The organism is Rickettsia helvetica, from assembly GCF_963970025.1.
GTDB classification, from domain to species: Bacteria; Pseudomonadota; Alphaproteobacteria; order Rickettsiales; family Rickettsiaceae; genus Rickettsia; species Rickettsia helvetica.
Window position 1 is genome coordinate 337444 of record NZ_OZ018776.1, and the last position, 14755, is coordinate 352198.

Sequence of the window (14755 nt, forward strand, 5' to 3'; positions counted from 1 at the left end):
ATATCCACGCACTAATACCCGTTTGCAATGACGATAAAATTTAATAAAAAATTATGTTAGATAATATTAGAAAAACTGCCGATAGTTTTATAATGCGGGTTTTATTCGCAATGATCGCTTTTGCTTTTGTCGGCTTTGGTATTAAAGATGTATTAAATGGAAGAAGAAGCGGCGATATTGTTACTTTTTCTCATGTGAAAAATATCTCCCAGGAAGATTTTTTGAGAGCAAAATCTTTAGAAATTAATGCTATAAGTAAGCAAACGGGAACAAGTTTAACCGATGAAGAAATAGCACAGTTAAATATTGATAACCGAATCCTAAAAAGGCTTGTTTACGATAATGTCTTAGATTATTTAGTTAGCTATTATGACTTAGATCTAAGTGATGATACAGTTAAAATTTTAGTTAAAGAATCACCGGTTTTTAAAAATGAGCAAGGCGTTTTCGATATAAAAATTTTTAAAACTTATTTTAGAAATTCTTATATGGATGAAGAAAAATATTTATTAAATTTCAAAGAACAAGCTCTAAAAAATATTTTTGTCGGTACTTTTGTAGAAAGTTTCTATGTTCCTAAAGTTATGACTGACAATATAGTAGATTATATGGCTGAAAAAAGAGAGGTAGAATTAATACAAATAGATTTACAAAATAAACCGAAAGATTTACAAATCCCTACTCCTACCGATCAGCAATTAAAGGATTTTTACCAAGATAATAAAATCTCGTTTGAAGTACCTGAGAAACGCAGCTTTTCTTATATTAAAGTTAATATTAAGGATTTAAAAGTCTCAGTTACTCAAGATGAGTTGTTAGAATTTTATAATGAAAATAAAGATGAGTTTGGAAATCAAAGTTTTGAATCGGTACAAAAACAATTACATGATTTATTAAAGGCTCAAAAAATCGACATACTTAATATGGAGTTTGCTAAAAAGCTGGAAGATGAGACAGCAGCAGGGTCTAGCTTAGTTGAAATTGCTGAAAAATATAAGCTACCGATACAAAACGTTAACTATGTCAGTTATGCAGATCTTATTGAAGATAAAATAATTGCCGAAAATGCCGATAGTATTTTTGAGCTTTCGGAAGGAGAATTATCTTATCCTATAGAAGCAGAAGATAAAAGCTATCTTATATTAGTAGAATTAAAATCTATTCAGCCGGCAAAAATACCTGAATTTGATGCTATTAAAGAGCAGGTACATAAAGTTTGGACAAAGCAGAATATCGCAGATGTAAACTTAAAGATTATCAAGGATTTAGCAAAGGAATATAATTCAGATCAAGAGAATATAAAAGAGCTTAAAGCCACTGGAATAAAAATAAGTAAAAAAAATTATATTAGATCCGAAATGGAAAATGATCTAACATTAACTCCTGAGATATTATTATCAATTTTTAATACTAAAATAGGAAGTAATACGCCTGTATTCCAAGTAGGTGATGAAGTATATTTTGCACATATTAAATCTAGAAGTATAGATGAATTAACGGCTCAAAATATTCATGTCAATTCAGAAAAAAATATAATATATAATATTAAAAATTCTGTAATTGACGAGCTAATTAACTACACAATTATTCAGAATGATATGCAGGTAAAAGCTAATTTTAGTAAGTAGGGAAACCAACTATGTCATACCGTATCGTCATTGTGAGGAAATTACGAAGTAATTGACGAAGCAATCTCAGGGAGTTTGTTATTATTTCATGAGATTGTCACGCAGCCTACGGCTCCTCGCAATGACGACTCTAGGTATCCATGCAACAACACAGTAATTTCCATAGCTTATGACGAAAACAGAGTAAGCATTATAAACAAAAAAATAAAAATATGAGCTTTAAAGATTTACCGGAGTTTTTAAAATTTTTAGAAAAAAACGGTGAATTAAAGCGTATTTCTCTTGAGGTTAAAACTGACCTAGAAATTACGGAGATTAGTAGAAGAGTATTGGAGCAAGGTGGCCCTGTATTACTTTTTGAAAATGTTATAAAAGCCGACGGTAGTAAATCTACTATACCTGTTCTAACTAACCTTTATGCTAGTATAAATCGTATTTGCATGGGACTTAAGCTTCAGAATGTCGGGGAATTAAGAGAGCTTGGCGTTTTACTAGCATTCCTTAAACAGCCGCAACCTCCCGCATCTTTTAAAGAAACATTATCAATGTTACCGCTTGCTAAGCGTATATTTGCTATGTCTCCTAAAACCGTATCAAAAGCAGCTTGTCATGAAGTCGTCGTTGACAAACCGAATATCAATATATTACCGATTCAAAAATGTTGGCCTGATGATATTTCGCCTTTAATTACTTGGGGGATAGTAGTTACTAAAGGACCTAGTAATGATAAAATAGATAATTACAACCTTGGTATATATAGGATGCAAACAATAGCTCCTAATAAGCTATTGATGCGTTGGTTAAAGTTACGGGGCGGAGCAGAGCATCATAAACGTTGGAAAGAAGCAAAAAAAGAACCGTTTCCTGCTGCTATCGTTATAGGGGCAAATCCGGCGGTAACTTTTGCAGCGGTTACGCCGATACCTGAGAATGTCTCGGAGTATAATTTTGCCGGTTTACTCGGTAATGAAAAAGTAGAGTTGGTACAATGCAAAACTATTGACCTCAAAGTACCTGCACATAGTGAAATAGTGCTGGAAGGTTATGTAAGTTTAGAAGAGTATTTGCCTGAAGGTCCTTTTGGGGATCATACCGGATATTATAATGATGTTGAGGAATTTCCTGTATTTACGGTCACTGCGATAACGATGAAGAAAAATCCAGTATATTTAAGTACCTATACGGGAAAACCGCCTGATGAGCCGTCAATCTTAGGTGAAGCATTAAATGAAATTTTTATTCCTATCTTGCAGCAGCAATTTCCGGAAATAGTCGATTTTTGGCTTCCACCTGAAGGTTGTTCATATAGAGTTGCGGTAGTATCGATTAAAAAATCCTATCCTGGTCATGCTAAAAGAATAATGCTTGGGATTTGGTCTTACTTACGGCAATTTATGTATAGTAAGTTTATTATCGTTGTAGATGATGATATTGATGTTCGTAATTGGCAAGAAGTAATTTGGGCAATAGCAACAAGAAGCGATCCAAGGCGTGATACGAGCTTTATAGATAATTCCCCGATAGATTATTTGGATTTTGCATCACCTGATTCAGGGCTTGGTAGTAAAATGGGAATAGATGCAACCGATAAAATATACCCTGAGACAAATAGAAAATGGGGTAAAAAAATAGAAATGAGTCAGGAAGTTATCGACAAAGTTGATAAGATGTGGGATGGTGTAAAGACATAAGCTTTGATTCTTAAGACGTCATTGCGAGCAACTGCAAGGAGAGTGGCAATCTCATAAAATAATACACCATTCCTAAGATTGCCACGTCGAGGCCTTGCCTCTCCTCGCAATGACTTTAAAACAGTAGCATAACATTATCAGAACTAAACATGTATAACATCCCACACGAGACTATAATTAATAATTTCAAAGAAATTGCCGATAAATATCAAGAGCTTATTTTGCATTTCATGCAAGGTAGGGGGAGTATGATCCCTAGGAGCCTAATTGATAGTGATAAAAACAGAATTATAGCCTCTTTTAATGATAGAACAGTTTTGGGCAAATCCTGAAAAGTTCTGTAAGCTTAATGTTGAATATATTGATAAGTTAAGAGAGCTTACAGCGAATAGCTTTGCAAAATTTGTCGGTAGTCCGGCAAAAGCTGTATTTTCTCCGGATAATCGAGATAAAAGATTTAAAGATTCTTCATGGGAGGATAATGCTTATTTTGACTTTGTTAAACAATATTATTTACTATCTAGCGAGTGGCTTAAGAAGAATATAGAACAGTATGAGCTATCAAATGATCTTAAGCAACATTTAGAGTTTGTAACTAAACATTTTATTGATGCTTTTTCACCTTCAAATTTTGCTTTTTGTAATCCAAAAGTTTTACGTGAGACATTAGAAAGCGGCGGTCAAAATCTAGTACAGGGATTATAGAAAATTTCTTAAGAGATATAAAAAGTTCAGGTGATATATTAAATATTAAAACTACCGATAAATCCGCCTTTAAACTCGGTAAAAATATTGCGGCAACAAAAGGAAAAGTCATATTTCAAAATGATTTAATGCAATTAATATGCTATGAACCGAAAGAAAAAGTTTATAAGATTCCGATATTTATTATTCCGCCATGTATAAATAAATATTATATACTCGATTTATCTTTGCATAATTCTTTAGTATCTTTCTTAGTAGAAAATAATTTTCAAGTTTTTCTTATTTCATGGGTTAATCCTGACATCTCTCTATCGGAAAAAGGCTTCGAGGATTACTTAAAAGACGGTATTTTAGCACCTTTTGAGTATGTGAGAAATCTTGGTTTTAAAAAAATTGATTTTGTCGGATATTGCATGGGCGGTACATTCCTTGCTATAATTATCGCATACTTCAAAGCAAAAAAATAGATTCTGTTCATAGTGCTACTTTCTTTACTACTTTGCTTGATTATACTCATCCCGGTGAGCTTGGAGTATTTTTTAATGAAGCTACGATTAACTACATTAAGGAAGAGATAAAACTAAAAGGTTATTTTGATGGGCAATATTTATCAAATAGTTTTAGTTTGCTAAGGGCTAATGATTTAATTTGGACATTTTTTATCAATAATTATTTACTCGGTAAAAAACGATGCCTTTTGATTTGCTATATTGGAATGCGGATTCTACTAACTTGCCGGCAAAAATGTATGAGGAATATTTGCAAAATACATATTGCAATAACTTGCTAAAAGAGTCTAATAATTTAGAGGTACTCGGAACAAAAATAGATCTTGGAAAAAGTTGATTGTAATTCTTTTTTCATAGCAGCAAAAGAAGATCATATAGTTCCATGGCATTCAATATATGATGGAGTAAAATTATTAAACGGACATAAGATTTTTTGTCTCACGGATTCAGGGCATGTAGCAGGTGTAGTTAACCCTCCCGCTAGTGCTAAATATAATTATCGGCTTAATGACGACTTAAGTTTAAGTAGTCATGAGTGGCTTATGAAAGCTACGGAATATGAAGGCTCATGGTGGAATTATTGGCTTGATTGGCTTATAAAAAATAATGATAATAAGCTAGTAGATTCTTTAGATTATCACAATCTAAAGGCTATTGAAGAAGCACCGGGAAGTTATGTAAGGAAATAGGTGTTGGATCTTTTTATTGTCATCCCGCGACTTGATCGCGGGATCCAGTCTTCTTCTTTATTGTTTTATGGATACCGTGGTCAAGCCACGGGGTGACAAACATTTATAATTTGAGTAAACATAAAGAATATTAGAAAATAATTTGATAGAATTCGGTAATGATGAAATAGGTATGCCTCATTATATAGGTCACCGTAAAAGAGTAAAAGAACGCTTCGTTGCCGCTGGAGCAGAACACTTATCCGGTTATGAATTACTTGAAGTAATGTTATTTCCGGCTATCCCTCGTAAAGACGTAAAACCTCTTGCTAAAAAATTACTTGATCATTTTGATATTACGGATTTAATTAACTTTGATAAGGAAAGGCTACTTAGTATTAAAGGCACCAATGAAAATTTATATATCAATTTTGCTCTAATACGTGAGCTGATAAATAGAGTATTGAAACAAATAATAAATAAAAATATTATTGCTTCTTGGAGCGCTTTGATTGATTATTTAAAAGTTAATATGGGCAATATGCGACTCGAGCAATTTCGTATATTATTTTTGAATAAGAAAAATATTTTAATTGCCGATGAGGTTTTAAGTCAAGGAACTATAGACCAAGCTGCGGTATATCCACGTGAATAATTAAACGAGCTTTATTTAATATGAAGCAAGCAGCCTTATACTTGTGCATAATCATCCAAGCGGGGGAGTACTGAATCTTCAAAAGCCGATATTCATATGAGACAAATAAGATAGTAGAGACATGCCAAACCGTAAATATTATAGTTTTAAATCTAATATGTTACTATGAACGATGTAATAATCTTTATAAATGTTGTTTTATTTATATTTTCTTTTATAGCTACAACACTATTAACACGTATATTAATTACGTGTCTTTCCTACTTAGGAGTAGTTGATATACCAGATAAAAGGCGTTCTCATAACAAAATAGTACCGCGCGGTGGAGGGCTTGCTATTGTACTCGTTGCAATAATTTCCCTTTATATTTTTGAATTATGGACTACTGGAACAACATTTATTTCTGAAAAACTTGTTCCTTTATTGTTTGCAATTTCTGCAATTTCTTTTTTAGATGATTTAAGATCGCTACCGATCGTAATTAGATTACTCGTACATTTAATTTGCTCTAGTTTAGCCGTATATTTCTTCTTACCGTTTACTTCATTTGGTGATCACGGTTTGCGCTTATACCTTATTTTTGCTTTATTTACTGTAGCTTTAACTGGATTTATCAATATATATAATTTTATGGACGGTATAGACGGCATGAGTTGTATAGAATCTATTCATCTCGCTAGCACTATGCTTATATTATGTTTTTTACAATTTTCGGCTATTAATAACCCATATTTTATAGCTAGTGTAAATGTTATTATTCTTGGTTGTTCTTGTGGTTTTTTAATATTTAATTGGCATCCGGCAAAAATATTTTTAGGAGATGTGGGAAGTATTAGTCTTGGATTCTTAACGGGTCTTTGCTTACTCTTACTTGCTCTTACAAGCACTAATTTATTTATAGCTTGTGCTATTGCTAGCTTATATTACATTACCGATGCCGTACTAACCATATTAATTCGGCTGCTCAATAAAGAAAAAATTTGGCAACCCCATCTAAAGCATTTTTTTCAAAAAGCAGTACAAAAAGGTAAGTCTCATAAACAAGTAGTATCGATTATAGCAGTTTGTAATATATTTTTAATGATCATTTCGGTTACATCTTTATATTTTCCCGTAATATCTATAATGCTTGCAATAGCCGTGATAACTTTAACCGTGCAGAGTTTATTAAAATGAAGCTAATTAAAGAGGATATTGATAAAATAGTTAGACGTATATTTGCCAAACAACATCCGTTGCTGCCTGAAATCATGATTAACTGGAATAAAATAGTCGGGTTTAACTTCAGCACTAAAGCATTACCTTTAAAAATCACCACCTATACTTATAAAAAACAAAAGATTAATACGCTGTTTATACAAGCAGAAGATAATGCTACTGCAGCAGAATTACCTTATTATCAAGATATTATTCTAGAACGTATTAAAATTTATTTAGGCTTTGAAGCAATACATCAAATGAACGTAACGTTTTATAAAGGAAAACCTAAGATATGACGACTCTTTATGTCATTCCTGCAAGGCTTGCCTGCGTGGATCGAAAAACACGTTTTATGTCATCCCGCGACTTGATCGCGGTATCCAAAAAACAATTAAAAAAGACTGGATCCCGCGATCAAGTCGCGGGATGACAGGGGGGTGGAATCAATCCATGCAGACAACACACAAACGAAAAAGGAGTCTTTAATAAAGACTCCTTTTTCGTGTTAATAGCTTGTAAAAAGATTTGAGAAATTACATATTAAATCTTAATCCTGCCATTAAGTTATTACCTTTATAACGGGTTCCGCCAAATTTAACTTTATTTCCGGCAACATTTTTAGTATTAGTTTTGGATTTACCGTAATCTGTCCAGCTATAAACGAGTTCTGCTTTCACACCTTGTGCTACTTCAAATGAAGTTCCTAAAGATAATTGATAAGCAAAGTTGGTTTTGTTTTTAGTAGTTCCTGAAAAATTAGAACTACTAATAACATTATTATTAGCAACAGTCTTAGTTAAAATATTTACTTTTTCCTTTACTAACGCAGCACCGACACCTGCTCCTGCAAAAACTTTAAACATACTTAAATCAATAAAATCTACATAACCGTTAAGTAATGCACTTACAATAGTAGGTTTATGTTTGACTGATACTGTAGTAGCAGTGGTGGCAGTGCCGCCAGGACCACTTGTAAGCACATCTCCTGGAATCACAACACCATTAATAATAAGTTGTCCACCTGCTGAAATAACCGATGGTACAGTAGTAACAGTAGAACTAGAGATTAAAATATTTGTAGACTTTTTCATGTAGTTATTTGTTACCATTCCAATTGTAAAATCAGTTCTTAAATTATCCATGATATAATAACCTGCTCCAATATTACCGGTAAAACCTGTATTGGATTTTAACTTAACACTGCTATTTGAAGGTTTTGCTTTATCAAAAATCACACCGCCGGCATTAAGTTTTAAATACCATAGATTTTCCATAGATGACGACATCGATGAATTAGTAGATGAATCTACAGAAGAATTCATATCGCAATCAGCGAATGAAAGACCGGAAGTTAAAAGTGCTGTGCTTGCAGCTGCTATTAAAAGTAATTTTTTCATATTGTTAAATTTTTCCTTTAAATTTTATTAGTTGTTAGTAAAAACGATATTAGATAATAATTTTTACCTAAATTCGATAAAAAATAGTTTTAAGTGACATCCTGACTAAATACATAATCTACGTCACTGCGAGGAAATTACGTATGTAATTGACTAGGCAATACAGTAAATTTTTTCTAGATTGCTACACTCCTTACAGTTGCTCGCAATGACGACTACCTAAAACTATTAATATATTCTTGTCATTATATATCAAATCTTATACCAACTGTTAGGTTATGGCTTTGATAACGCATGCCACCAGTTGGTACACTTGTTCCTTGGTAAATTACATTCTTACTTTTTGTTCTACCGTCGTCTATCCAGCTATAAGCTAGTTCTGCTTTAACACCGTCAGCAATTTGTGCAGAAGTACCTAAAGTTAGCTTGTAAGAGATATTAGTTCTGTTTTTAGTGTTAGATGAAAGACCGGTTATCCCATTATATGTAATTTTCTCTTTAACTAATGCAGGACCAACACCGGCACCGGCAAAAACATCGAATATATCAAAATTAGTTAAATCTACATAACCGTTAATAAGTAAACGTGTAATAGTAGGTTTATGGCTTGCTGAAATGTTAGTACCGGTAAAAGGTGCATTAGTTGCAGTTCTGGATTTCTCTAGCTTTCCACCGATTATAGTACCTAAAGTTAAATCGGCTCTAAAATTTTTGGAAATATAATAACCGATACCTAAATCAACTGGAACAGTCATATTAGATTTTAATTTAACACCGGTTGCCTTATCTTTTTCTTTATTAAACATTGCTGCACCGGCATCTATTCTTAAATACCAGTCATTATCCATGCCCTCGGCAAATGATACGCTAGAAGATAAAATTGTTGCACTTGTAGCAGCTATTAAAAGTAACTTTTGCATGATTAGCACCTCAAATCAAATAATTAAACATTATCTTAATCATAATAACATATTATATTTTTTAGTTCTATATTTAATCGGCAATTAGATTCATATAATGAAGTTTTGTGATAAAATAAACACATCTATACTCGTTGAACTTAAAAAATTGGCTACGTCATCCTACAAGAGCTGCGGTACTCACGTATTTAAGTATACGCTCCGCTCCTCGCCTTGTGGATTCTTTGCTCTTTTTCAAGTTGAACTTTGTATAATTACTTTCATTTTTCTTCAGAATATACTTCAGCAAACATATATTTATTAAACTTATCTTTCTCATCTTTAAATTTATCGGCATCAGGCAAAGCAGGTTTTTTTTTGGTAATATTTTTCCATCCTTTATTGTCTATAAAATCTTTTGCACGTTCTACCCATTCTATTAACTCCGGTGATTCGGGTTTGATGGCATCTATAGGACAATCAGGAACACATACGCCACAATCTATACATTCATCAGGATTGATAACTAGCATAAATTCACCTTCATAGAAACAATCTACGGGACATACTTCAACGCAATCGGTATATTTACATTTTACGCATTCATCGGTTATAACATAGGTCATTTGGTTATCGGTTTTTGATTTTGTCGATTAATATAGAAGTTCGTATAGTTAGTATTAAGAGAAAGTATAAAATAAAACTAATAAACATAATAATTAAAGGCTTTAGCATTGAAGAGTGAATAGTTGGACTCCCTAGCCTTAAAACACTAGCAGGCTGATGCAGGCTATACCAAATATTTACTGAGAATTTTACTATCGGTATATTAATCAGTCCGATAATAGCAATAATCGAAGCAGGATTTTGTGCCTTTCTTATATTATCCGCACTATTTACTATGATAATATAGCTTAAATATAATAAAAATAATATGAGCATAGAGGTAAGTCTTGCATCCCAAACCCACCATGTTCCCCATATAGGCTTCCCCCATAAAGAGCCTGTTACTAAGCTAATCAAAGTAAAAGTAGTTCCAACGTAACTAGAAGCTACAGCTAGCAAATACGACATAGTAGTTTTCCATACTAAATAGCTAAAGCTGCATGCTGCCATGAAAACATAAATACCAAGGGCCATCCAAGAAGCAGGAACATGAACATACATAATGCGTATAAACTCACCTTGTTGATAATCTATCGGCGAAACTATGAGGGCTAAATAAAGACCTATAATCATCATTACAAAAGTAGCTATAGCTAATATGGGTATTATAACCTTTGATAATTTATTAAAATAATAGGGGGTTAATAGTGTTAACATATTTTTTTGTTCCCAATGTCATTCTTGCACAAGTATTGTTGCGTGGGTCGATTCCACTCCTGTCATCCCGCGATCAAGTCGCGGGATCCAATTAAAAATACTAAAATTTGTTAGTATTATAAGTTATTTTTTATGGATACCGTGGTCAAGCCACAGTATGACACCGAGCATACTTTATGATCCACGCAACAATGCTCTACCATGATTATCGTATCCTTTTAAAAAACTCTTTCATTAATAGCCCCGAATCTTCAGCAAGAATTCCGCTATATATTTCCGGTCTATGAAAACAAGCACTACTGTTAAAATATCGCAAATTACTTTCAACTGCTCCATGTTTAGGATCAGAAGCCCCGTAAAATAAACGTTTTAATCTGCTATGAGCTATAGCTGCCGCACACATAGCACAAGGTTCTAAAGTAACGTAAATATCATAATCATTTAAATTTTTAGAAGATATAAGATTACATGCTTCATTAATAGCAATAATTTCAGCATGATAAAGAGCATTGTTTTTTTCTTCCGTATTGTTATAGGTACTAACAATGATTTTTTGATTTAACCTATCTACAATCACCGCTCCGACCGGAACTTCATTTTTATCAAAAGCGAGCCGTGCTTGTTTTAAAGCTTGCTCCATGAAAAAATTATTAAAATTAGTTTCTTTATCTAATAATATATTCACGGTAATTTACGTGTTCTTCGACTCCAAAAGGATCTTGGTGGATAATGATTTCAGCCTCCGGAAATTCCTGCAATATTTCAAAAGCAATCTCATCGCTAATTTTATGAGCATTATAAAGCGACATATTGCCGTCCATTTCCAAATGGCACTGGATAAAAGCTTTTTGACCGGCATATCTAGTTTTCATTTCGTGCATACCTTTTACGCCTAAATGGTTATTAACTATCGAGATAATTTTTTGTCTATCTTGTTCAGGTAATTCATGATCAACTAAATTTTTAAATGCCTTTTTAAATAAAGAATAAGAAGAGTGGAATATATATAACGAAATAACTACACCAAATAATGGGTCAACAAACCAAAAATGATCGCTTAAATTTATAGAGATAATTACTATAACATTAGTGAGTAAGTCCGTGAAATAATGAAGCTTATCGGCTTTTACTATTTCCGATCCCGTTTTCTTAATTACATAAGTTTGATAAAGTACTAAAATAATTGTTAAGAATATACATACATACATTACAGTAGTACCGTCGCTAATATTCTCTGGTTTTGTTTTTTCAAATAAAGATTTAACCGAAGAAAAGCCTATAAAAAAAGCCGAAGCAAAGAAAAATATCGATTGAGAAAAAATTGTTAAATCCTGCATTTTTTCATACCCGAACCTGTGATGATGATCAGGTGGTTGCAAGGCAAACCTTAAAGCTATTAAATTAATAAAGGAGGAAGTTATATCAAGCATTGAATCAATTAAAGAAGCAAGGATTGATTGCGAATCGGTAACAACCCAAGCGTATAATTTTATACTTAAAATAATTAATGCCATAGTAATAGATAAATAAGACGCCGACTTTATTAACCGATTACGGCTATTAGTATCCATGACAAATCTTTCCAATTTATTTTTTGTAGTTTAACAAAGAAAATATAAAATTCAATTATAATTAGATTCTGTGAACAAAATTAAAAATAATATTTTAAAATACAAATAATTTAAATTTTGTTTACAGAATCTAGTTTTAACTTTACAAAGTTCTAAAAACCATATACTTATTAAATAATATATTAATTTAGAGAGAATTTATATGAAACTATTATCTAAAATTATGATTATAGCTCTTGCAGCTTCTATGTTACAAGCCTGTAACGGTCCGGGTGGTATGAATAAACAAGGTACAGGAACACTTCTTGGCGGTGCCGGCGGTGCATTACTTGGTTCTCAATTTGGTAAAGGTAAAGGGCAACTTGTCGGAGTAGGTGTAGGTGCATTACTTGGAGCAGTTCTTGGCGGGCAAATCGGTGCAGGTATGGATGAGCAGGATAGAAGACTTGCAGAGCTTACCTCACAGAGAGCTTTAGAAGCAGCTCCTAGCGGTAGTAACGTAGAGTGGCGTAATCCGGATAACGGCAATTACGGTTACGTAACACCTAATAAAACTTATAGAAATAGCACTGGTCAATATTGCCGTGAGTACACTCAAACAGTTGTAATAGGCGGAAAACAACAAAAAGCATACGGTAATGCATGCCGCCAACCTGACGGACAATGGCAAGTTGTGAATTGATGTATGTATCAAACGTCATCGCGAGCGACTGATAAGGAGCGTGGCAATCTCATGAGACAGTGCAAAATGCCTTAGATTATCACGTCGAGGCTTTGCCTCTCCTCGCAATGACGAATAAAAGGAGCAACCTATGACTTTCATAATAACAAGTACGGCGTTTAAACATAATGACCGCATTCCTGATAAATTTACTTGTAAAGGACAAAATGTTTCACCGCATCTAGAATGGAATAATGCTCCTGCAGATACTAAATCTTTTGCACTTATCATGGATGATCCGGATGCACCGGTAGAAATAGCACCGCCGCACGGTATATGGGATCATTGGATAATCTATAATATTCCTGCTTCTGTTACTAAGCTTTCAGAAGGGCAAATAGATAGCAATATTAAAATTTTAAATAATAGCTGGAAAGAAAAAAAGTACAGTGGTCCTTGTCCACCTGCCGGCAAATCTCATCGTTATTTTTTTAAATTATATGCTCTAAATGATTATCTTGAGCTTGATGAGAATGCTAATAAACAAGATTTAGTATTGGCTTTACAAAAACATTTACTTGCCGAGGCAGAACTAATAGGCATTTATTCTACATAATACAGCCCCGATGTCATACCATGGCCCCAGCCCCACGGTATCTAAAAAAATACACAAAGACTGGATCCCGCTACAAGAGCTCGCGGGATGACAATAAAGCCGTAAATATAAAGTATCGCTTTGGAAAAACCTATAATCGAGTTTCGTAACGTATCTAAAAAATTTGGTAATAAATTGCTGATAAATAACGTTAGTTTCACTGTCAAAAAAAATAATATAACTACTTTAATTGGACCTAACGGTGCAGGCAAAACCACCATAGTGCGATTAATGCTTGGACTTGAACAACCAACAAGTGGCAAGATTATAATTGATCCCAAATTAAAAATTGGATATGTACCGCAGAAGTTCGGATTAACCCCTGACCTACCTATTACAGTAAAAAAATTTTTAGATTTGTTAGCACCGAGTAATTTTAATAACAATATTAAAGAGATTAACTCATTTATTGATTTGGAACATATAAAAGATCAAGAAATTTCTAAGCTCTCAGGAGGGCAGTTTCAAAAGGTAGTTCTTGCATGTTCAATAGTTAATAATCCCGACTTAATTATTTTAGATGAACCGTTACAGTCTTTAGACGTAACAAGCCAACAAGAATTTTATCAGCTTATTAATTTGATTCGTAAAAAGCTAAATATTACGGTTTTTATGATCTCTCACGATTTATTTACCGTAATAAAAAACTCCGATCAAGTGATATGCTTAAACGGTCATATATGTTGTAGCGGAATACCAAACGAAATAACTCCTAACTCCGAATTTTCCAATGCCCTTTCTTCTCTAGGCTTCTATACCCACCACCATGATCATAAGCATCAATAAAAATCTCTCTAGGTTTTTCAACTTATAATAAAAAACTTGTAATTATATAAAAAATAAATATATTTACTTTAATATAATAATCAATAACTTATGAGAAATAAAAAGTTTTTACAAAAGGTCGAGGATATTTTTAATTTAATGTGTTGTAAACCAAAAAAACTTTACGAATTAAAGAATCTGATTAATGAGACTACTCAAAATATGTTTACTGATGTTTTTAAACGATTAGAAGAAGAAAAATCTGAAATCACAAATTGTCTCAATAATCAGCGTAAGTTATTGTTAGATAATCGTATAGACTCCTCTGAATATAAAAAAGAGCATGCAAAACTTTTTAAGAGAGCAAATATAGAATAAATGAGGAGTTAGAAGAATATAATGCAAAATGCAATATTATAATTGAATTT

Annotated in this window: 17 protein-coding genes and 2 pseudogenes; 13 read left to right on the top strand and 6 right to left on the bottom strand. The window is 32.8% G+C overall.

What is annotated here, in order from left to right; all coding sequences use genetic code 11:
- Positions 1-53: 53 nt before the first annotated feature.
- The 9 genes and pseudogenes from AB1146_RS02100 to AB1146_RS02145 all read left to right on the top strand — a co-directional run bounded on the left by AB1146_RS02100 (position 54) and on the right by AB1146_RS02145 (position 7352).
- The gene (locus tag AB1146_RS02100) at positions 54-1628 is read left to right on the top strand and encodes a SurA N-terminal domain-containing protein (protein ID WP_010421022.1); all 1575 of its coding nucleotides are present in this window, start codon (positions 54-56) and stop codon (positions 1626-1628) included.
- A gap of 212 nt (positions 1629-1840) precedes the next feature.
- Positions 1841-3319 carry a UbiD family decarboxylase gene (locus AB1146_RS02105; RefSeq protein ID WP_010421019.1) on the top strand — a complete coding sequence of 493 codons (1479 nt, stop codon included), beginning with the start codon at positions 1841-1843 and terminating at the stop codon, positions 3317-3319.
- Positions 3320-3622: 303 nt separating this feature from the next.
- Positions 3623-4024: a hypothetical protein gene (locus AB1146_RS02110; protein WP_232203647.1), complete on the top strand. Its 402-nt coding sequence runs from the start codon at positions 3623-3625 to the stop codon at positions 4022-4024.
- Positions 4025-4068: 44 nt separating this feature from the next.
- Complete coding sequence (locus tag AB1146_RS02115) at positions 4069-4491, top strand: hypothetical protein (RefSeq protein WP_232203694.1); 423 nt, start codon at positions 4069-4071, stop codon at positions 4489-4491.
- Between the two features lie 365 nt (positions 4492-4856).
- Entirely contained in the window at positions 4857-5222 is a 366-nt protein-coding gene (locus AB1146_RS02120) for an alpha/beta hydrolase (protein ID WP_029374735.1), read from the top strand.
- 127 nt (positions 5223-5349) lie between these two features.
- Positions 5350-5658: pseudogene (locus AB1146_RS02130) on the top strand (UPF0758 domain-containing protein); the annotation flags it as partial.
- 6 nt (positions 5659-5664) lie between these two features.
- Positions 5665-6026 (top strand): annotated as a pseudogene (locus AB1146_RS02135) (JAB domain-containing protein); the annotation flags it as partial.
- Entirely contained in the window at positions 6022-7032 is a 1011-nt protein-coding gene (locus AB1146_RS02140) for an MraY family glycosyltransferase (protein ID WP_010421014.1), read from the top strand. The pseudogene AB1146_RS02135 and the gene AB1146_RS02140, both read left to right, overlap by 5 nt.
- Positions 7029-7352: a DUF721 domain-containing protein gene (locus AB1146_RS02145; protein ID WP_010421012.1), complete on the top strand. Its 324-nt coding sequence runs from the start codon at positions 7029-7031 to the stop codon at positions 7350-7352. The genes AB1146_RS02140 and AB1146_RS02145 overlap by 4 nt, the downstream gene beginning before the upstream one ends.
- Positions 7353-7589: 237 nt before the next feature.
- Here the strand turns inward: AB1146_RS02145 and AB1146_RS02150 are convergent, their stop codons facing one another.
- The 6 genes from AB1146_RS02150 to AB1146_RS02175 all read right to left on the bottom strand — a co-directional run bounded on the left by AB1146_RS02150 (position 7590) and on the right by AB1146_RS02175 (position 12246).
- A complete protein-coding gene (locus AB1146_RS02150; RefSeq protein ID WP_010421009.1) occupies positions 7590-8453 on the bottom strand; it encodes an outer membrane protein in 864 nt (287 codons plus the stop codon).
- A gap of 245 nt (positions 8454-8698) precedes the next feature.
- Positions 8699-9373, bottom strand: a complete 675-nt coding sequence (locus AB1146_RS02155) for an outer membrane protein (protein WP_010421007.1) — start codon at positions 9371-9373, stop codon at positions 8699-8701.
- Between the two features lie 260 nt (positions 9374-9633).
- On the bottom strand, positions 9634-9978 hold the full coding sequence (gene fdxA, locus AB1146_RS02160) for a ferredoxin FdxA (RefSeq protein WP_010421006.1): 345 nt from the start codon (positions 9976-9978) through the stop codon (positions 9634-9636).
- Positions 9979-9982: 4 nt separating this feature from the next.
- Positions 9983-10675 carry a heme ABC transporter permease gene (locus AB1146_RS02165; protein ID WP_010421004.1) on the bottom strand — a complete coding sequence of 231 codons (693 nt, stop codon included), beginning with the start codon at positions 10673-10675 and terminating at the stop codon, positions 9983-9985.
- Between the two features lie 205 nt (positions 10676-10880).
- Entirely contained in the window at positions 10881-11360 is a 480-nt protein-coding gene (locus AB1146_RS02170) for a nucleoside deaminase (RefSeq protein WP_010421002.1), read from the bottom strand.
- Positions 11341-12246: a cation diffusion facilitator family transporter gene (locus AB1146_RS02175; protein WP_010421000.1), complete on the bottom strand. Its 906-nt coding sequence runs from the start codon at positions 12244-12246 to the stop codon at positions 11341-11343. The genes AB1146_RS02170 and AB1146_RS02175 overlap by 20 nt, the downstream gene beginning before the upstream one ends.
- 202 nt (positions 12247-12448) lie before the next feature.
- On the opposite strand from AB1146_RS02175, the gene AB1146_RS02180 reads away from it, so the two are divergent.
- From AB1146_RS02180 to AB1146_RS02195, 4 genes are all read left to right on the top strand, one after another.
- The gene (locus AB1146_RS02180; protein WP_010420998.1) at positions 12449-12928 is read left to right on the top strand and encodes an RT0821/Lpp0805 family surface protein; all 480 of its coding nucleotides are present in this window, start codon (positions 12449-12451) and stop codon (positions 12926-12928) included.
- A 130-nt stretch (positions 12929-13058) separates the two neighbouring features.
- Positions 13059-13523: a YbhB/YbcL family Raf kinase inhibitor-like protein gene (locus AB1146_RS02185; RefSeq protein WP_010420996.1), complete on the top strand. Its 465-nt coding sequence runs from the start codon at positions 13059-13061 to the stop codon at positions 13521-13523.
- A gap of 120 nt (positions 13524-13643) precedes the next feature.
- Positions 13644-14348 carry a metal ABC transporter ATP-binding protein gene (locus AB1146_RS02190; protein ID WP_010420995.1) on the top strand — a complete coding sequence of 235 codons (705 nt, stop codon included), beginning with the start codon at positions 13644-13646 and terminating at the stop codon, positions 14346-14348.
- Between the two features lie 90 nt (positions 14349-14438).
- Positions 14439-14705, top strand: a complete 267-nt coding sequence (locus AB1146_RS02195) for a hypothetical protein (protein ID WP_010420992.1) — start codon at positions 14439-14441, stop codon at positions 14703-14705.
- The last annotated feature ends 50 nt before the right edge of the window (positions 14706-14755 follow it).